We start from the raw sequence: 19257 nt of genomic DNA on the forward strand, positions 1-19257 counted from the left end.
GAGACCCGGGCGAAACTCGAACAGCTCATCCCCGCAATCACCCTCAACGGGTGACCCGTCAACGCTCCGCACAAAGGAAAAGGCCCTGGACGCATATCGCGTCCAGGGCCTCGTGGTGCCACGCACTCAGTTCTTCTGTCCCTCCGTTGCATCAACGATCGCTGCGATCTCCTGGAGCTCGCGCAGATTAACGACAGATGGGAGTGTCTCCGGTTGGAGCACTGCCCGTGCATCGGCGATGATCCGCTCGATGTCATCCGGCAGCGACCGACGGGAGTTCGCGGCGGCGACGGCGGCGAGCGTCATCTTGGCATCCTGCAGGCGATCCGCGGATGGCACCGCATCGGCAATCGCGTCGGCGAGCGACTGCGTGGTGATGGTCCCGCCACCAAACTGGTAGGCGCGACGGCAGCAGTTGAGGATGCCCGCACCGGAGAACCCGCGTGCGCGGACCTGCGCCACGAACGGCGTGAAGTCCGCAACCGTGCACGGGAACTGCTCGCGCGCAACGTACACCGGGAACAACCCCGAGTACTCCGCGTCGCCCGTGATGACGACGATACGCTCGTCCGCGCGACCGTCGCGCTTCATCGCGGGGTCCATGAGGTCTGGCCGATTCGTCGCCTTGACGAACAGCACGCAACCGCGAATGCGCTCGTCCGCCTCGAACTCCATGAGCCGCTGACGGATGCGATTGGAGACACCGGTGTCGCCCTGTGGCATATCGCGGCCGCTGTCCTCCTGGTCCGTCTCATCGCGGAAGACGATGCACGGTGCGAGGTCGAGGAGTGCCTGGCAGACCTCCTCGACGCGCTGCTCGGAGTTCCCCACGAACATGCTCCGCAGGTTTCGGAACTTCACGAGGAGCATGTCGCACTCCCGCGCGAACGCCTCCGCGATCGCGGTCTTGCCCGTTCCCGGCGGGCCCATGAGGAGCACGCCCTGGGGTACGGCCTTCACGTCTCCGCTGCGCATCGCGTCTCGCGCAGCAATGAGCACGCGCTTGACGTGACCGAGGCCGGCGAGGCCGGCAAAGCCGTAGCGGGGCTCCACGATGGTGAGGAGATGCCCGTACGCACGGTGGAGAAGCGCGACGCGCCGTTCGGCAATCGTTGCCGCGTCGAGCGTTGGATCGCGGAGCAACGCGGCGATGTCGCGGTAGCTCATGCCCTGGGTGTGTCGCACGAAGGCGGAGATGCCCATCTTCGGCGTGGAGAGCTGACCGCCGCTCTCTGCCGCCGCGAGCGCGGCATTCGCCTGCTCGTGTGTTGCGCGAGCAGCACGGATCTCCGGAGTATCCGGATGCTCCGCGCGCGCGGCGAGCGGCGCGATCTGCTGTGCGATGCGGTCGCGCTCACGCTCCCAACGGACGAGTGCATGGCCGTGCGCATGCTGCACGGCATCCGTTGCCTTTCGGTACGCCTCCTGTGCCTTGCGCACTGCGCGGGGAACAACGTCTGCCTCGTCTGTGCACGCGCTGCGCTGCTCGGTGAGCGACCGCAGCTCATCCTCAAGCGCAAAACGTCGCTTCGGCACGCGGAGCACTGCGCGAAGTCCGTCCGGGAGCGGAAGCGGACTCGCATCGTAGAGGTCCGTGCTGACGATGAAACCGTTCTGGTGCGTGTACAGCATCGCCGACAGCTCCGATGCCCCGCCGGGGAGCGTGAAACGATACACGCCACTGCGCTCGCGCTGCGCCACGACGAACGTGTACACATGGAAGACCCCGCTCGCCTCTACGAACTCCACACGCACGCCATCACCCACACCGAGCTGCTTCCAAACCGTCGCGCTCATCGGTACGCACGCGATGTCCGGAGCGGTGAGCGTGCGCTCGATCGTTGCGATTGCTGCGTCGAGTGTATGACGTCGCTGGTGCGCAACCGCGTTTTGCTTCCGCTCCGCCTCGTCGCGCTCCAATGTGGCGCGCTCACGCGCAGTCACGGCTTTCCGGTACGTCCGATCGTCGGCGAGGGTCCTCTCGCGCACTGCGTCGTGCGCGCGCCGCGCATCGTACAGCGGATCGAGCGTGACAAACACACGCTCGCGCTCCGCCTCCTCAAGCGCTGCGAGCGCCTCCGCAGCGGTATGCACCGCCGTGCGGAGATCAACCACACCTCCGCAGCACCGCCGAACGAACGCACAACGCTCCTCTTCCGTGGGTCTGCCGATGGCGATGGTCGTCAGCGGCCCATCCGGCCTGCGGAGAAGCTCATCCACGGATGCGGCAGTTGGCGCAGCGCACGCGATGAGGTGCCCGGCGCGCCGAAACCGATCCATGGACAACAGCTGGAGGAGCGCGAGTGCGGCGGCGCGACGCTCCGGCAGCGCGGCAGCGCCGGACTCGGCCGGCAGCACCACGTCAAGCGCGGGGAGGAGCGCGATGCACCGCTTTGGCGCGTCACTGCGTGCGGCGGATACGAAGACATCGCGCATGGCTAAGGTCGCGGAGAGCGGGCTGCGCGGGAGCGCGGCCGCATCGGCCGCGACGCGCTCCGCCGCTGCAGTCGCATCATTGGCTGGCGACGCACCGCCACCGCTCGCATCGAGCAGTGCCCGAAAACGCTCCTCATGGACATCGTGCGGGAATGTGAACCCGCGCGCCGCATCGTACACCCAGCAGAGCACGCTATCGTCATCCGCAGTGAGATGCGCGAAGAGCACTTCCTCGAACGCCGCGAGCGCGTCCACCGGCTGGTCTCCTGCATGGATGGGAAATCCATCCCCAATCCCGCCCGTGAACAGAAACGCGTGCACGCCACGCTGACGCGCTTCGTCCAACGCCTGAAGCCAGTGCATGGCTCCTCCTCTCGTGAGTTGTCCAAAGAATCGTCGGGACATCCCGACGCTGCACCATAGCACTGGAGCGCGTAGCTGTCAAACAAACACACAAGAGAATCCCCCACCCTTCTGAAAGGATGGGGGATCAAAGTATCAAAGTACAAATCTCATGGTTTGACTGGGTCCGAGGCGCGCGAACCCCAGCCAACGGAGGAGGAACCGAGATCGGCAGCATCCCACCCGCGCACGCACACGCGACCGGCGGCCCCGTCCGCGCGGAGAGCACCAGAGGCACGAGGGCCGAAGCGGGTGCGGAGCAAACACCAGGTGGGAACATCGAACATGCGGTTGTGCTCGTGGCGGGTCGCGTGCCAGGAGAGGGTGTACTCCTCGAGGGAGGGCATACGGAATCCGGGCAGGGCGGTGAGGTCGTTCCAGGAGGTGCCGGTGCGTGGGCATGCGTCAGGGGTTTCCACCCATGACCAGCGGGGGAAGGCGACATCCTCCCATACGATCTGCGCGCGGTTGGGGTCTCCATCTTTTGCCGTCCAGTGATCGCGCTGCCCCACGGCTGCCATGAAGCGGTCGTAGGCGAGGGAGGGACTCGCCTTGCTCGTGTACAGGGAGCTCGGTGTCTGGAGGATGAGCGTTTGCGGGGCGCGGTGCCTCGCGGGGTGCTCATCCGTGCAGAACGTGCCTGCGGTGCGTTGCTCGTACTCCTCGTCCGTGATGTTCGGGGGGAGAAGGTCTGCGAGCGCGCTCGCTGGCAGGAGGGCGAGGACTGGCGTTAGGTACTGCACCCACCAGTCCCTGCGGGCTTGTGCCATGGGACCGGCGCGGAGGCCGCGCATGTGCGCGACGGCGCGCGCGATCTCGCGGGCGATGGCCGGGTGCTTCGGATCGGTGTTGATCACCTGCTTCTGCGGGGGCATGGGGGAGCTCCTTTCGTGGGGGGTTGGTTGGTGAAGGAACAATGAGGCATCGGCCTCCCCGCCGCCTCGGAGCCGAAAGATGGCGCGCGGGAAGAGCGCGCCGCGGGGAACTACAGCGTTGCGTCTGCAAGATCGAGCACCACACGAACGAGCTCGTAGTCCGTCACACCAGTAACGAGAGTACCGTCGGGTGCCACTACCACTTCGACTTCCGTGTGCAGGAACTCGTCCAGTGTGTGGCGGCCGGTGAGCAGATGCATGCGCTGGTTGCTCGAGCCACGGAGCGGATCGCCTGCTGCGAGACGTTGGACGAACCGTCCGTCAATGAGCACGTCGAGTTGCTCCAGAAGTGCTTGGGCGCCAACTGGTGCATGCTCGCTGCGAAGCTCACGGAGTGTATAGCCCGACCACGCGAGCGTGGAGAGACCTCGCACTCGCGCATGGCGCGCGATCTCGACGAGTGCTGGTGCCTGCGCGAACGGATCACCACCGGAGAAGGACACGCCGTCAATGCCGTGCTCTGCCTTCGCACGATCAATCCACGCACTGACCTGCGCGACGGTGTGCTGTTCCGACCCACGCCCGTCACGCGCGAACGCTTGGAGCTCCGGCGTGGCGCACCCGCGACATCGAAACGGACAACCGCGCATCCAGAGGCACGCGCGCAACCCGGGCCCCATGGCGCGGGTTGCCTCTTGGAAGCGACCGACGGAGCAGAACGCACTCATGTGCCACCTCCGATCTTCACGCCGTGTCGCACACCGTTCGGCACCGCCGGCGGGTCCTCCACGCGCTCGTCCGTGAGGCGAACGCCGCCGATCTCGAGTATCGCGCGGAGCAACGCTGCGGCATCATCGCACTCGGTGCTCCCATCCGGCATGTTGATGTCCACGCGCGTCGTTCCGTCGGGAAGCAATGTGACACGGATGACTTCGTCGCTCATACGCCACCTCCCACCTTGACGGTGAAGCGCACCGAGCCGTCCGATGCCTGCTCCTCCGTACTCGTTCCACGGAGGTATGCGCCGAGGATGCGCATCGCGCGCCGCACGAACGCGACGCGGTACGCCTCGCGCAGGCGATCTTCCATCTCCGTGAGATCGCCCGCATGGTCTTTCGGAGCAACACCGTGGAGTTGCATCGTGCCGTTCTCCCGCTGCACGATGCCGAGCTGACGATCGCCGGAGAGCGTGAGGACACCGATGACATCGCCGACCGGCGGATGCCACTCCCCGCTCCAAAAGTCATGCGGACGCGAGAAGGTGGCGGCAGTCGCGCACCTGAGCTCCTCGGCGAGCTGATGCACGGCTTCTGCGGCTGCCTCACGCACAATATCGTTCCATGCAACGCGGTGCAGCAAACGGCCGACTGCCGGACGCTGTGCCGCGTACTTCGCGATGATCTCCTGCAGTGAAGCCGACACACCGTCGAGCACGCGCTGGCGTGCAATGAAATGCAACGACATGCTACCTCCCTTTCCGCTCAGTTCTCCAATGAACAACCGGGGGGACCCCCAGCCCTGCACCATACACAAAAAAAACGGGTGTGTCAAATAGCACTCGCCACCATCATACCGTGATGCTGCCTACCGTTTCTCCGACGTGTCCCAGTCAATCATCACGGCCGGTTTGCCCGCGTGCGTCTGGAGGTACTTGAACACCTGGAACGCGGCTTTCACGCCCTCACCCACCGATACCGCGGCTTGCTTGTACGCAATGTCGCAGAGGTCGCCGGCTGCGAACACACCGGGCGTGCTCGTCTCGCAATCGCGCGTGATGACTACCTCGCGCTTCGTGTTCAAGGTGACGATGTCCGAGAGCCACGTCGTGTGCGCGCGGAAACCGATCTGCACGAAGACGGAGTCCACGTCGAGCACGCGGAGGTCGCCCGCAACCGGCTCGCCGGTCTTTGGATCGGTCGGAGCGAGCATGACTTGCGCGACACGCCCATCGCCGCGCACCTCGACCACCTTCCGCGCGGTGAGCTGCTCAACGCCCGTCATCTCAGCGAGCCGATCGAGGAGCGGCCGCTCCGCGCTGAACGCCGCGCGACGATGGATGAGGTACACCTTCGCCGCACGCGGTGCGAGCGCGAGCGCGGCGGTGACCGCCGAGCTCCCGCCACCGACCACCGCAACGACCTTGCCGTCCTGCGTGGGCGCGTCATCAACCGCCGAGTAGTACACGCCCTTGCCGACGAATTCCTGCTCACCGTCTGCACCGAGGTCATTCGGCGTGAGCCCGAACGCGAGAATGATGGCTTTCGTCTCGAGCGGTGCACCTTGGCGGAGCGACACGACGAACCCCGCGGTACTCCGCTGGATCCCTGTCACCTCGCCGAGGAGCACCCGTGCGCCGTCGCGCTTCGCCTGCATGAGCATCCGATCGACAAGCGCACGACCGCCAATGCGATCAACACCCGGGTAGTTCTCAATCCACTCGGTGAGTGCGAGCTGTCCGCCGATGTCCTTCGAGATGATCTGCGTCGTGAGACCGCGCCGCGCCGCGAACATCGCCGCCGCGAGGCCGGCCGGACCAGCACCGACGACCACGACATCGAGATGCTCCTGCATTTTGCGTTTTACGTTCGTCATTCTGCGTTTATCCCAGTTTCTTCTTCTTCACCGTCACGCGGATGAACTTCAGCACGTCGCCCACTTCCGTGTCCACGATCCCCTTCACCTTCACGCCGCACTCCTGACTCTCCACGACCTCGCGGACATCCTCCCTGCCGGATTGGAGCGCCTGGAGCGTGCCCTCGGCACCATCGCGGTCGCGGATGATCTGCACGGTAGGGTCCATGATGATCGCACCGCGCTCGACCCGCCCGCCGAGAATCTGCCAGTGCTCGGACGCACGGAAGAGCGCGAGGACCTTGAGCTGCCCGAGTTCCTCGACGATACGCTCTTCCGGGAGCCGCGCCTCAAGCGCACGGCGCACCTCCTTGAGGAGCTCGTAGATGACCTTGTGCGTGACGACTGAGACCTTCTCCTCGCGCGCGAGTGTTTCGATGTGGTCGGGCGCGCGCACGCCGAACCCAAAGATCACCGCCGAGACCGCCGCGGCCTGCTTCACGTCATTCTCCGTAATCGTCCCCAGTCCCTTCGCGATCACGCGCACGCGCGCGATGGGAGTGCTGATCTTCTCAATCTCCGACGCGAAGGCCTCGAGCGACCCAAGCACGTCTGCGCGGATCATCACCGGTAGGATCGTCGCGGGCTCCTCACCCTCGTCCTCCGCACGTGCGGGCATCGTCACCGGTGAAGGCGCAGCGTCGCGCTTCGTCGCTTTCTGCCGCTTCGTTCTCGTGAGGAGCTTGGCGTCGGCCGCCACCGACACGACGTCGCCTACCTCCGGAAGCACCTTGAACCCCAAGATGCGCGCTGGCATGGACGGTGTCGCTGCGAGGATCGCATCGCCGTTGTAGTTCGTCATCGCGCGCACCTTTCCGACGAACGCACCGGCATCCGCGAGAACATCGCCCACGCGAAGCGTCCCGCGCTGGACGAGGAGCGTCGCAACTGGCCCCTCCTGCTTGTCTACATGCGACTCCACGGTGACGGTCGTTGCATACCCTCCCGCCTCGACGCGACGCCGCGCCTCATCAATATCCGCAACGAGGAGGATGACCTCGAGGAGCGTCTCGATGCCGGTCCCCTCCTTGGCGGACACGGGCACGAACGGCGTCTTCCCACCCCAGTCCTCCGGCGTCACGCCGAGTGCGCCGAGCTCGGACCTCACCGTGTCGAGGTTCGCGTCCGGCTTGTCCATCTTGTTCACGGCGACAACGAACGGCACCTTCGCCGCCTGGATAATCTTGAGTGCTTCTCGCGTCTGCGGTTGCACGCCGTCATCCGCCGCCACCACGAGAATGGCGACGTCCGCGATACGCGCACCACGCGAGCGCATGGTCGTGAAGGCCTCATGCCCGGGCGTATCAATGAACGTGACGAGTCGGTCACCGTACTGTGTTTGATACGCGCCAATGTGCTGCGTGATCCCACCGGCTTCACCTGCTGCGACGTGTGTAGAGCGGATGCGGTCAAGAATCGCCGTCTTCCCGTGGTCCACGTGCCCCATGACCACGACGACTGGTGGTCGCGTCATCCCATCTGCCGTACTCACCACCGGAACGTCTGTTTCATCGGCAACTGCCTCTGCAATCGCATCTTCCATGCGCGTGTCCACCTTCGGATGGGGCTTGAACCCCAGGTCTTCCGCGATGATCGCCGCGGTTGCGTAGTCAATCGGCTCGTTGAGGTTCGCGAGGATGCCGTTGCGCAGGAGCTCCTGGAGGACCTCGGAGACCGTCATGCCGAGGAGCGACGCAAAATCGCGCACGGTGATGATCGCGGGAATGGCAACGGTCTTCGCGGTGCCCTCCGCCACGGCAGTGCGGCGCTTCTCGCGCAGCTCTTCCTCATGCTCTTTCTCGCGCTGCCGTTGAATCTCTCGACGGATGCGTGGCCACTGCTTGAGGAACCGTTGCGCGAGCCGGTCGTCAATCTTGATCGCACGCCGACCGATATCAAAACCATACCGCGGGAGCAGCTCGTACAGCTCCTGCGGCGGGACGTTACATCGTCGTGCGAGTTCGGTGACGTTCATAGGTTGACCATGTAGAAAAAGATGTAGTGGAGGCCTTCAGGCCTCCATCCCTCCTCCTATGGGATATTTTCTACGGTCTCAGGTTGACCATCTCCTCTCAACATAGCGGAAAGGTGGAAAACGTCAAGGACTTGCTCGCGCGTGTGTCTCCTGCTATGCTCCAAGCATGGAGGCCCGAGCATCGGGACCCTCCGCATAACGGAACACGAGACGTACTCCAGCGGTGAGCTTTTCGGCACATGACCTGCACCATTGCTGTCTCTTCCTCGACATCGGTACACGCTCCCCGACCATCAATGGACGGGAGCGTTCGCGTGGTTGCATCCGCTCCCCCGATGGCCTGAACGACCGCAAACGCCGCTCACGCTCACTCCCCTGGATGACCCGCTCTCCCGAGCGGTTGTACGCCTCGTGCACAATTCTATGAACGAGGCATTATTTATTCCTCTCATCGGCGGCATCGTACTCGTCGGTGTCGGCGCAGCCGGCGGCTATGCGTACCGGCACCTCGCCGCAACGCACCGCGCGCACGGCGCCGAGCAGAAAGCCGAGGCGATCATGGCGGAGGCAAAGCGCCGCGAGCGCGAGTTCCTCCTCAAAGCGAAGGACAAGGGGTTGAAGATCATTGACGACGCGAAGCGCGAGGAGACGGAGCGCCGGAAAGAACTCCAGCAGCTCCAGCAGCGTCTCGAGCAGCGCGAGACGAAGTTCGACGGCAAGCTCCTTGAACTCGAAGAGAAGCAGACGAAGCTCGACCAGGCCCGCGAGAAGCTCGTCGTGGCGAAGGATCGCCTCGAGGTGCTGCACGGTGAGGAGGAGCGCAAACTCGCGGAGATCGCCCAGCTCTCGCGCGCGGACGCGGAGCTGCGCCTCCTCGCAAACGTGGAGACACAGGTCCAGGATTCGCTCATGAGCCGCGTGCGGAAGCTCGAGGCGATGAGCACGGAAGAGATTGAACGCAGGGCGCACATCGAGCTCGCGAGCGCGATGCAGCGCGTCGCATCGTCGCACTCCGTTGAGACCACGACGACCTCGGTGAAGCTCCCGTCCGATGACATGAAGGGGCGCATCATCGGCAAGGAGGGACGCAACATCAAGGCGATCGAGCACCTCACGGGGTGTGAGATTGTCGTGGATGAGACGCCGATGACGATCACCATTTCCGGCTTCTCACCCGTCCGGAGGCAGGTGGCACGTCGCGCACTCGAGGACCTCATCAAGGACGGCCGCATCCACCCCGCACGCGTGGAGGAAGCGGTTGCGACCGCGAAGAAGGACCTCGCGTCTGACATCAAAAAGGCGGGCGAGGACGCGCTCTACGAGCTCGGCATCGCGGGCGTTGACCCCAAGCTCGCGCAGATCCTCGGTCGGCTCAAGTACCGGACGAGCTACGGCCAGAACGTCCTCCACCACTCCATCGAGGTGGCGAACCTCGCCGGGCTCATGGCCGCGGAGCTCAAGCAGAACGTCCGCGAGGCGAAACTCGGCGGGCTCATGCACGACATCGGCAAGGCCGTGGACCACGACATCCAGGGCACGCACATCGAGATCGGCTACAACATCCTCAAGAAGTTCAACATGCCGGAGGAGGTATGCTACGCGCCGATCGCCCACCATGAGGATAAGCCCACGACGGTGCTTGGCTGCATCATCAAGTCGGCGGATGCCATGTCCGGCGCGCGCCCGGGCGCGCGGAAGGACAGCTACGAGAACTACCTCAAGCGCCTCACGGAGCTTGAGAGCGTCGCGACCTCCTTCGAGGGTATCGAGCGCGCATACGCGATCCAGGCAGGCCGCGAGATCCGCATCTTCATCTCGCCAAAAATCGCCGACGACTACCGCATGTACCAGCTCGCGAAGGACGTCGCGCAGAAGATCGAGCAGGAGCTCACGTACCCGGGCGAGATCAAGGTGACCGCCATCCGCGAGTCACGCGCGGTGGAGTACGCACGATAAATACGTAAGCCGCAAGCTGACAGCCAACAGCTGCAAGCTGGAAAACAAAACGAATATTTCTCTCTCACGCTTGCAGCTTGCAGCTAACGTATGCGTTTCCTCATCTTCGGTGATGTCGTCGCAAAGATCGGCCGGCGGGCGCTCGCAGAGACGCTCCCGGAGCTCCGCGCGACCTACGCACCCGACCTCATCCTCGCGAACGTCGAGAACCTCGCGCACGGGCTCGGCATCACCGCGAGCACGATCCGCGAAGTGTTCACCGCGGGCGTGGATATCGCGACCGGCGGCAACCACATCTGGCGCAAGCCGGAGGGCGTGGAGCTCATTCGCGCGGGGGAACTCCCCATCGTGCGACCGGCAAACTACCCCGAGGGGGCACCGGGCAAGGGGTGGTACGTCCGCTCGGTTGCGGGCACGGATGTGCTCGTGGTAAACTTGCTGGGACGGGTGTTCATGAATAACCTCGTGGACGATCCCTTCCGTACGTTCGATACCATTCTTGCGGAGCACCCCGCACCCATCGTCCTCGTGGACTTCCATGGCGAGACCACGTCGGAGCGCGGTGCGTTTGGCTGGTACGTTGATGGACGCGCGAGCGTCGTGTACGGCACGCACACGCATGTCCCCACGGCAGATGAGCGCGTCTTCCCGCAGGGCACCGCGTTCATCACCGACGTTGGGATGACCGGCGCACGGGACACGGTCATCGGCGTGGCAGTAGGGAGCGTCATCCCGGGCTACACGACCGGCATCGGTGCCGCGTTCGCGTGGCCGGAGACCGGTACGGCTATCGTGAACGCGGTCGTCGCAGACGTGGACCCCGCCACCGGACGCGCAACGCACATCGAACGCGCAGCCCGAACAGTCACCATTTCGTAGTTCTCCGCATACGCTATGAATAAAGCCCAGCTCGCTGAAGTCGTCGCGGCGAAGATTGGTTTGTCGAAACGGCAGGCCGAAGACACCATCAACCTCATCTTTGGAACGATCACCGACGTCCTGCGTTCCGATGACGAAGTGACCATCACCGGATTCGGTGCGTTCTCCACGCGCGTCCGCAAGGGGCGCACGGGTGTCAACCCTCGGAATCCCGTCCAACGCATTCAGATCGCTCCGGTGCGCGTCGCGAAGTTCCGCGCGGGAAAGACGCTCAAGGATGCGCTCCGGAGTACACCGTCCGAGCGCGCATCGCGCCACGCCGCACCTGAGCCAGCGGAGCTTCCCGATGAACCTCCCGCATCAACTCCGCCACCCGCAACGCTCTAAGACGCACAATGAGGAACAATCAAGCGCACCACAGAACCTCCCAACGATGTGGGAGGTTCTGTGGTGCGCCGCCCGGGGATCGAACCCGGAACCTTAGGCTTAAGAGGCCTCTGCTCTACCATTGAGCTAGCGACGCGTGGGAGAAAACCGAAACATGGAATCCAACACATGCGCCCGGAGGGATTCGAACCCCCAAAAACGGCTTCGAAGGCCGCTGTGATATCCATTTCACCACGGGCGCGAGCTAGGTCCACCCCTTCGCAATGAGCGCGTTTGCGGCTGCATCCATCTGCGCTTCCTGCTTTGAAGTCCCCAAGCCGACAGCGACCTGCTCGTTCTTGAGGAAGATACCGACGGTGAAACTCTTCGCGTGATCCGGCCCCTCCTCGCGGAGCACGCGGTAGCTCGGCGTGATGCCCGTGCGCTCCTGCGCGAGCTCCTGGAAACGCGACTTCGCATCAATGTGTGCACCCGTCTCCAGGATGACCGGCAACTTCGGGAGGAGGACGCGGTGCTGGAAGTCCTTCGCCGTCTCCCACCCCTGATCGAGGTACATCGCACCGACGAGCGCCTCAAACGCATTCGCGAGAATGTACGCGCGCGCCTTGCCGGTCTCCTTGCTCTCGCCCCGCGAGAGGAGGAGGTGTGGCTCCACGCCCAGCTCACGACACACGTCCGAGAGCATGTGCGCGTTCACGAGTGCAGCGCGCCAGTTCGTGAGCTCGCCCTCCGGCTTCTTGGGGTACTGCACAAAGAGCTCCTCCGTGACGACGAGCTCAATGACCGCGTCCCCGAGGAACTCGAGGCGCTCGTTGTGATCCGTGGGGTGCTCCGGGTGCTCGTTGAGGTACGAACGGTGCGTCAGTGCCTCAATGAGGAAGTTCTTGTCTCTGAACGTCACCCCGAGCTTCTCCTCGATCGACTTCAGATCAATGTCCATGTATCCTGCAACACAGTAAATGGGAACGGTCAGCGGAACGTCGCTCGCCTCTACGAGGACGTCGGCTCCGCGTCTCCTGCAATGTCATCGGCTTCCGCAACGACAGGTACAACCTCTGCCGCAACTGCTGTCGCGGGCTCCGATTCGCCGGTATCGCCCTCGCCGTCGTCCGTGAGGTCGCCCTCCTCCGTGGCCTCACCCTTCGCGATCATGTCCTTGAAGATCGCGCCGAGGACACCGTTAACGAACTTGCCACTCGCGTCGCCGCCGAACGTCTTCGCGAGCTCGATTGCTTCGTTGATCGCCACCTTCGGCGGTACCTGGCTCTTCCCAAACTTGAGCTCGTAGATACCGATGCGGATGACGCTGCGATCAACGTTCGTGATCTGCTCGAGCGGCCAGTGCGGCGCCCACTGCTGGATGAACGCATCAATCTCCTGCCGGTGCTCGGCCGCACCCTCCGCGAGCTCGTGCGCGAACGATGCGTCCTCCACGCCGGGCGCAAACTCTGCGATGTTCGCATCCACGATTGCAGGGAGGTCGTCCTCCTGCTTCCCAAAGTCCCACTGGAAGAGGGACTGCATGGCGACGGTCCGCAAGAGGTGGCGATTGGCCATACCGGAGGGGGTCCTCAAATGAACAACGGACGTTTCCCAATCCTACTTCTTTTTTCCCGTTCGCGTTTCCTTGCTCGACTTCCGCACGCGCGGCACGATCGAGAGGACGGTACGACCACGGTAGGTGCCGCACGTGGTGCAGGCGCGGTGTGGGAATACGGGCTTCGCGCACTTCGCACATGTGGCGAGGTTTCCCCGCTTGAGCGCGAGGTGCGACCGGCGACGTTTGCCGTGTGAGCTGGTTTGTTTCCTTGCTGGAACTGGCATAGGTGCACGCGTGTATTGCCCACGAAAACGAACAAATACTACCATCGCCAGCGTAGCACGGGCTTGACAGATCGCGCAAGACGTGGTATGATCGCCACAGAATCTTTCACCAAGAGGAGGTAGTCCATGTACTGGAAGCTCCATTTCCGGGTCACCTACAACCCCATCACGTCCACCGTTCCGCCCACTGCCGTCGTGCGCCTCGTTTCGACCGAGACACTCCCCCGGCCCGGCGGTACGACCACCGCGTCACAGGAACATGAGGCCTGCGACCGCGTTTCCACCGAGCTCCAGCAGCACATCGAACGGGTGACTGCTCACATCTGCGCAAACTACAGTTCACGGCCTTTCGCGGAGCTCATCACCTGCGAGCCCATCGCGAACTTCTCGGCCTAACGTAGCCACACACGAGAAAGGAGTTGTCCATGGCACGTTCCCTCATGGTGTTCGATCTCCGGGGCCGATTGCTTCCGGATGATCCCACCATCCAAACGCTCGCCGTCGTCACGCGGCTCGTAGACCTCAACGAGTGTACGCCTCTCATCGCCGCCCAGCGCATCCGGAGTGCGATCACCGACGCGGAGAGCGAGCAACGCAAACGCGATCCCACCGTCATCGCGGTCTTCCGCGAGATCCAGTCCGTCCCCTGAACCACACCACCCACCCCAAATCCGGGGTGGGTGGAATCTTTTGACAGCGCGCACCATGTTTGATATCGTTCATTGAAGAATTACTCCTTCACAACTACGGAGGTGACCGTGCACTGTCCTGTCTTCAACCGCGACTTCTGCGGCCACGATGCAACAACACATGCGATCGCGCATGCAGTCATGGACCCGCTCATTGCGTGCTTGCCCTTGGCGGACGTGCGCCGAGTGCGACGACGGGAACGCTGGCGCAAGATCGTTGCCGCGTACTCGTTCTTCCTGCGACACCCCATCGCAGCATATGAGCGCCACGCGCTGAAGCTCATGTCTGCATCAATGCTGGGCGGCCCCATCGCATGGCTACGCATGGTCTGGAGGTACGCGACCTGCGCACCCGACGAGATCATCTCGGACGAACAGTACGCACGACGCTTCGTGTACTGCTGGATACGCTTTCTCGCAACGTGGAGGAGGGATGGTCGCCTTGATGACCTTCTGCTCCCTCTCGTAAGCAGGGGAAATCCCGAGCAGCAATGGTGGTACCTCATGGAATTCGGCGAACCCAACGTGCAGCTGACGAAAGAGATGCTCACGATCTTCCGAACACATCTCATCGCTCACCTGCGCGTCGCGCCGATCGTCATTCCCTGCGACATCAGCGACACGCTCGCACCGCTCCAGCTATCCATGAGTCGCAGCGGAACCATCAGAGCAACCACCAAACGACGAGCGTGGCTCAAGCTCCGCCACCACCGCCACGCAGCATTGCCACCACAACAGTGCAGCGCGGTGTTCGACGAAATCAACGCGCCGTAACCACACCACCCACCCCGAATCCGGGGTGGGTGGAATGCTTTGACATAATCCTCTCTCCACCAACGGGCGGGGATAAACCCCGCCGCTACGGGAAATAGGAAACGTCTCATCAACGTTCGTAGGGGAGGGGTTTACCCCCTCCCGTCCTACGGTGAACGCGCCACGCACTCCACCATGATCCCACCTTCACCAACGGGCGGGGATAAACCCCGCCGCTACGGGAAACATGGAGCACCCCTATCACCGCATACGTAGGGGAGGGGTTTACCCCCTCCCATCCATCACTGCAACGAGATCCTCATGAGAAAGGACCAATGACCCGCTCCACGGCCACTGGTCCCAACGTGCAACAAGCTGACCACGAACCGGATTATTGAGGATGTACCGCGTTACGACTTCGATCGTTTCTCCGTGACGAAGAAAATAATCATAGAAGCTACGCTGCCAAAACGAATGATGTACGAGATGTTGACGTCGTGCTCCTGCAATGGTTCTCCCCTTGAGGAGGCGGATGAACGCGATCATCGGTGGCTGTGCCTCCACCAACGGACGAGAAGAAACCCCACCCCCATGATGAGCGGGGAACGCCTCATCAGGATTCGTAGGGGAGGGGTTTACCCCCTCCCGTACTTCAAGCAGCACATGCACGTGGTCCGGCATGACGCAGTACGCATGAACGACCACTCCTGCGTCCACCGCTGCATCGCCAATCGCGCGGACGGCAATCCCCGCGAGCGCATGGTCTTGGAATGCTGCGCTGCGCTCGTGGATGCCGATCGTGACGGAGCACGCTCCCATTGCGTAGCTTTGCGCTTCGAGACGGATGCGCTTTCGCTGAGGATGTCCCTCCATACGAACGGGCGGGGGTAAACCCCGCCCGTTCGTTCATGCGTGTCTGAGACAGCCCCACTTCTCCCCCCCCCACGATCCTCACACGTACGCGACGCTCGCGACGACGTCGGCGTCCTGCTTGAAGCGCATGACGCGGACGCCCTGGGCGGCGCGACCGGTGACGCGCACCTCCTTGTACGGGAGGCGAATGACCTGCCCGTTCTTTGACATGACGATGAGATCCTCCGGCGGCACCTTCGCATTGAGGGCGTAGCCGGTGACGATCTTGCCGGTTTTCGCGGTGAGCTCGGCCGTCTTGATGCCGGAGCCGCCGCGACCCTGGATGCGGTACTGGCTGAGTGCCGTTCGCTTGCCAAATCCCTGATCCATGATGACGAGCACCTCGCAGGAGTCCCCCTGGCACCCCTTGCCGATGACATCCATCCCCACGATGGCATCGCCCTTCTTCGCGAGCTTCATGCCGCGCACGCCCGACGCAATGCGCCCCATCGCCCGCACGTCCTTCTCGCGGAACCGGATCGCCTGCCCCTCGCGGGAGATGAGCATGATCTCATCCTTGCCGGTGGACGGTTTCACATACTTGAGAAGGTCATCACCGCGCAGCTTGATTGCGATGAGCCCGCTCGAGCGCATGTTCTTGAACGCATCGAGCTCCACCTTCTTGATCGCACCCTGCGCCGTCACCATGACGAGGAACTGCTCGTCTTTCGACAAGTCGGACAGCGGGAGAATCGCGGAGACACCTTCCGCCGGCGACAAGTTGAGGAAGTTGACGATGGACTGGCCCTTCGATGTCCGCGTGCCCTCAGGAATATCGTATGCCTTGAGCTGGAACACACGCCCGCGCGTCGTGAAGAAGAGGACGTCCGCGTGCGTCTCGGTCGCAAAGAGGTGCTCAACGAAGTCCTCCTCCTTCTTGGACGTGAGCCCGATGACCCCCTTACCACCGCGTCCCTGGGTCTTGAACGTATCCGGTGCCACGCGCTTGATGTAGCCGCCCTTCGTCACCATGACGATCGCGGGGACATTCGGGATGAGATCCTCCTGCCGGAAATCCTTGAGCCCCTGCGCACGCACCTGCGTCTTACGCGGTGTCGCGTACTGCGTACGGTGCGCGACCACTTCCTCCCGAATCACCCGGAGCATCCGCGCTTCGGACTTCAGAATCGCCTCGAGCTCCGCGATGAGCGCGAGCTTGTCCTTGAGCTCCTGCTCCACCTTGATGCGCTCGAGGTTCGCGAGCTGTGCGAGACGCATGTCGAGGATCGCATTCGCCTGCGCCTCGGAGAGCTTGAACTGTTTGATGAGATTCTCCCGCGCAACCTCACGATCCTTGGACTTCTTGATCGTCTCGATGACCTGGTCAATCTTGAGCATGGCGAGCTTCAACCCCTCGAGGATATGCGCGCGCTCACGGGCGCGGGTGAGATCGTACTGCGTTCGTCGTCGCACGATATCGCGACGATGTTTGAGGTATTCCTCAAGGATGCCCTTGAGATTGAGGACGCGCGGCTGGATGCCGTCCACAATCGCGAGCATGTTCACGTGGAACGAATCCTGGAGCTGCGTTGCGTGGTAGAGCTTGTTGAGCACCTTCTTCGGGTACGCGTCGCGCTTGAGCTCGATGACGATGCGCACGTCGCCCTTCGACGACTCGTCGCGAAGGTCGCGGATGCCCTCCACCTTCTTCTGTGTCACGAGCATCGCGATCTTCTCGATGAGCGATGCCTTGTTCACCGCGTACGGGAGTGAGGTGACGATGATCTTCGTCCCCTTACCATCCTCGACGATCTCCGCATCGGCGCGCGCGACGATGGAGCCCCTGCCCGTCGCGTAGGCCTGCGTGATCTCCTTCGCGTCGAAAATCGTCGCGCCCGTGGGGAAGTCCGGACCCTTGATGAACTGGAGGAGGTCATCAACCGATGCATCCTCGTGGTCAATGAGGTACACGATCGCATCGCACACCTCGCCGAGATTATGCGGCGGGATGGAGGTCGCCATGCCGACGGCGATACCGACGGTGCCGTTCACGAGGAGGTTCGGGAGGAGCGCGGGGAGGACGGTGGGCTCCTGCTTGGATCCGTCGTAGTTCGGTATGAACTCCACGGTGTCCCGCTCGATATCGCGGAGGAGCTCCTCCGCAATCGGCATGAGCTTGGCTTCGGTGTAGCGGTAGGCCGCGGCGGGGTCACCGTCCATGGAGCCAAAGTTCCCCTGGCCGCGGACGAGCATCTCGCGGAGGGACCAGTGCTGCGCCATGCGGACGAGCGCGTCGTACACCGCGCTGTCGCCGTGCGGGTGGTAGTTGCCGAGCACCTCTCCGACGATCGTCGCGGACTTGCGGAACTTCGCGGTGGGCCGGAGTCCCATCTGCCACATCGCGTAGAGGATACGCCGGTGGACGGGCTTCAATCCATCGCGGACATCCGGCAGCGCGCGCGCGACGATGACGGACATCGCGTAGTCGAGGTACGAACGCTCCATCTCCTCAACAATCGGCATGAGTTCCACGCCGCCGAGCGGCCGCGCTTTGCGACCGCCATCGTCGTGCGCTGCCGCGCTGTCCGTCGCCGAAGCATTGCGTCGCTTCAGGAGGTGTTTCTTCTTTGGGTGCTGCTTTGCCATACGCGGGTGATTGCTCAGGGGGTCTGTGGCGTTCGCATGTCCTCAGGTGCCACGTCTGCATCAACGGACGCAGGGGGTGCCTCGGGCTCCCCATCGCGTATGCGATCGAGCTGCGCCTGGTACTCCGAGAACTGTGTATTAAAATCCTGCGAGAGCTCGGAGAGCGACGGACCGCGCGCCTCTGCAGGCATGTGCACGAGCACTTGCCGACGGAAGAGTACGAGCCATGCCCCTGCGATCGCGCTCGCGATGAGCGTGACGGCAACCGTGAGCTTGATGCGAGGGGACATGCACGTCATCCGACGCTCAGCTCACCTCAAGGAGCCGCACCCAACGCTCGTCCGTCGGGAGGTCGCGCTTCACCACCTTGAGCTTGTCCTCGGCATCACGCTCGTTGCACCCCATCTCCTTCACGAACGCCGTCGCGCGATCGTACGGGAGGTTCGATTCTGGTACCGCGTACTGGATCGGCACGACGACGCGCGGCTCCATGCGCTCGATGACCTCGGCGGCCCCCGAAGCGGTGAGCACGCCGTTCCCGCCGACCGGCACAAAAACAATATCCACGTCACCGAGCTGCTCGATGAGCAAACTGTCCGGGGATGCTGCGACGAATCCGAGGTGGACGATCGTGAGGTCCTCCGCAGCGATGCGGTAGATGGTCTTCCCATGGAATGGGATGCCGATGATGCTCACCCCGCGCACGTCGTACTCCCCGGGGCCCGTGATGATGAACGGCCCCTCGCCAAAACTCGGAACCACGCCGGTCGTCGAGAGCACGACATCCACGCTCGAGGGGCGCAGAACCCGGAGACCGGTCTCCTTCGCATCGTACGGATCCATGAGCACCGTGAAATCGCTTCCGCCGTGCTTCCCAGAGAGCCGCACGCATGCATCGCCGTGGTACTGGATGATCATAGGGAGGACGCACACCATGCCGGTGAGGAGACCC

The 19257-nt window shown here is 63.4% G+C and carries 20 protein-coding genes and 2 tRNA genes; 6 read left to right on the top strand and 16 right to left on the bottom strand.

Annotation, left to right across the window (positions count from 1 at the left end):
* Positions 1-126: 126 nt before the first annotated feature.
* From Q7S96_03120 to infB, 7 genes are all read right to left on the bottom strand, one after another.
* Entirely contained in the window at positions 127-2799 is a 2673-nt protein-coding gene (locus Q7S96_03120; GenBank protein MDO8463238.1) for an ATP-binding protein, read from the bottom strand.
* 149 nt (positions 2800-2948) lie between these two features.
* The gene (locus Q7S96_03125; GenBank protein ID MDO8463239.1) at positions 2949-3713 is read right to left on the bottom strand and encodes a hypothetical protein; all 765 of its coding nucleotides are present in this window, start codon (positions 3711-3713) and stop codon (positions 2949-2951) included.
* A 110-nt stretch (positions 3714-3823) separates the two neighbouring features.
* Positions 3824-4441 carry a 4Fe-4S single cluster domain-containing protein gene (locus Q7S96_03130; protein MDO8463240.1) on the bottom strand — a complete coding sequence of 206 codons (618 nt, stop codon included), beginning with the start codon at positions 4439-4441 and terminating at the stop codon, positions 3824-3826.
* The gene (locus Q7S96_03135) at positions 4438-4656 is read right to left on the bottom strand and encodes a hypothetical protein (protein MDO8463241.1); all 219 of its coding nucleotides are present in this window, start codon (positions 4654-4656) and stop codon (positions 4438-4440) included. Before Q7S96_03135 ends, Q7S96_03130 begins: the two co-directional genes overlap by 4 nt.
* Positions 4653-5177, bottom strand: a complete 525-nt coding sequence (locus tag Q7S96_03140; protein ID MDO8463242.1) for a hypothetical protein — start codon at positions 5175-5177, stop codon at positions 4653-4655. Before Q7S96_03140 ends, Q7S96_03135 begins: the two co-directional genes overlap by 4 nt.
* Before the next feature lie 120 nt (positions 5178-5297).
* A complete protein-coding gene (locus Q7S96_03145) occupies positions 5298-6305 on the bottom strand; it encodes an FAD-dependent oxidoreductase (protein MDO8463243.1) in 1008 nt (335 codons plus the stop codon).
* 7 nt (positions 6306-6312) lie between these two features.
* Entirely contained in the window at positions 6313-8319 is a 2007-nt protein-coding gene (infB, locus tag Q7S96_03150) for a translation initiation factor IF-2 (GenBank protein ID MDO8463244.1), read from the bottom strand.
* A 423-nt stretch (positions 8320-8742) separates the two neighbouring features.
* On the opposite strand from infB, the gene rny reads away from it, so the two are divergent.
* From rny to Q7S96_03165, 3 genes are all read left to right on the top strand, one after another.
* Positions 8743-10275 carry a ribonuclease Y gene (gene rny, locus Q7S96_03155; protein MDO8463245.1) on the top strand — a complete coding sequence of 511 codons (1533 nt, stop codon included), beginning with the start codon at positions 8743-8745 and terminating at the stop codon, positions 10273-10275.
* Positions 10276-10365: 90 nt separating this feature from the next.
* Positions 10366-11154: a TIGR00282 family metallophosphoesterase gene (locus Q7S96_03160; protein ID MDO8463246.1), complete on the top strand. Its 789-nt coding sequence runs from the start codon at positions 10366-10368 to the stop codon at positions 11152-11154.
* A 15-nt stretch (positions 11155-11169) separates the two neighbouring features.
* Positions 11170-11541 (top strand): HU family DNA-binding protein, encoded by a 372-nt coding sequence (locus Q7S96_03165; protein MDO8463247.1) that lies wholly within the window; start codon positions 11170-11172, stop codon positions 11539-11541.
* Positions 11542-11602: 61 nt separating this feature from the next.
* Here Q7S96_03165 and Q7S96_03170 read toward each other — a convergent pair.
* The 5 genes from Q7S96_03170 to rpmF all read right to left on the bottom strand — a co-directional run bounded on the left by Q7S96_03170 (position 11603) and on the right by rpmF (position 13365).
* A tRNA-Lys gene (locus Q7S96_03170) sits at positions 11603-11677 on the bottom strand.
* Positions 11678-11710: 33 nt separating this feature from the next.
* Positions 11711-11782: transfer RNA gene (locus Q7S96_03175), tRNA-Arg, on the bottom strand.
* A 3-nt stretch (positions 11783-11785) separates the two neighbouring features.
* Positions 11786-12481 carry a ribonuclease III gene (rnc, locus tag Q7S96_03180; GenBank protein MDO8463248.1) on the bottom strand — a complete coding sequence of 232 codons (696 nt, stop codon included), beginning with the start codon at positions 12479-12481 and terminating at the stop codon, positions 11786-11788.
* 50 nt (positions 12482-12531) lie between these two features.
* Positions 12532-13098 (bottom strand): transcription antitermination factor NusB, encoded by a 567-nt coding sequence (nusB, locus tag Q7S96_03185; GenBank protein MDO8463249.1) that lies wholly within the window; start codon positions 13096-13098, stop codon positions 12532-12534.
* A 42-nt stretch (positions 13099-13140) separates the two neighbouring features.
* A complete protein-coding gene (gene rpmF, locus Q7S96_03190; GenBank protein ID MDO8463250.1) occupies positions 13141-13365 on the bottom strand; it encodes a 50S ribosomal protein L32 in 225 nt (74 codons plus the stop codon).
* Between the two features lie 126 nt (positions 13366-13491).
* Here rpmF and Q7S96_03195 point away from each other — a divergent pair, with 126 nt between their 5' ends.
* The 3 genes from Q7S96_03195 to Q7S96_03205 all read left to right on the top strand — a co-directional run bounded on the left by Q7S96_03195 (position 13492) and on the right by Q7S96_03205 (position 14828).
* Positions 13492-13761: a hypothetical protein gene (locus tag Q7S96_03195; GenBank protein ID MDO8463251.1), complete on the top strand. Its 270-nt coding sequence runs from the start codon at positions 13492-13494 to the stop codon at positions 13759-13761.
* A 29-nt stretch (positions 13762-13790) separates the two neighbouring features.
* Positions 13791-14015 (top strand): hypothetical protein, encoded by a 225-nt coding sequence (locus Q7S96_03200; GenBank protein MDO8463252.1) that lies wholly within the window; start codon positions 13791-13793, stop codon positions 14013-14015.
* Positions 14016-14123: 108 nt separating this feature from the next.
* Complete coding sequence (locus Q7S96_03205; GenBank protein ID MDO8463253.1) at positions 14124-14828, top strand: hypothetical protein; 705 nt, start codon at positions 14124-14126, stop codon at positions 14826-14828.
* A gap of 264 nt (positions 14829-15092) precedes the next feature.
* Here Q7S96_03205 and Q7S96_03210 read toward each other — a convergent pair whose 3' ends face one another.
* The 4 genes from Q7S96_03210 to Q7S96_03225 all read right to left on the bottom strand — a co-directional run bounded on the left by Q7S96_03210 (position 15093) and on the right by Q7S96_03225 (position 19223).
* Positions 15093-15680: a transposase gene (locus tag Q7S96_03210; GenBank protein MDO8463254.1), complete on the bottom strand. Its 588-nt coding sequence runs from the start codon at positions 15678-15680 to the stop codon at positions 15093-15095.
* 78 nt (positions 15681-15758) lie between these two features.
* Positions 15759-18305 carry a DNA gyrase subunit A gene (gene gyrA, locus Q7S96_03215; protein ID MDO8463255.1) on the bottom strand — a complete coding sequence of 849 codons (2547 nt, stop codon included), beginning with the start codon at positions 18303-18305 and terminating at the stop codon, positions 15759-15761.
* A 14-nt stretch (positions 18306-18319) separates the two neighbouring features.
* The gene (locus tag Q7S96_03220; GenBank protein MDO8463256.1) at positions 18320-18595 is read right to left on the bottom strand and encodes a hypothetical protein; all 276 of its coding nucleotides are present in this window, start codon (positions 18593-18595) and stop codon (positions 18320-18322) included.
* Positions 18596-18611: 16 nt separating this feature from the next.
* A complete protein-coding gene (locus tag Q7S96_03225; protein ID MDO8463257.1) occupies positions 18612-19223 on the bottom strand; it encodes an MBL fold metallo-hydrolase in 612 nt (203 codons plus the stop codon).
* Positions 19224-19257: the final 34 nt, after the last annotated feature.

Source organism: bacterium (genome assembly GCA_030647005.1).
Taxonomy (GTDB): Bacteria; Patescibacteriota; Patescibacteriia; order JACPHY01; family JACPHY01; genus JAUSKG01.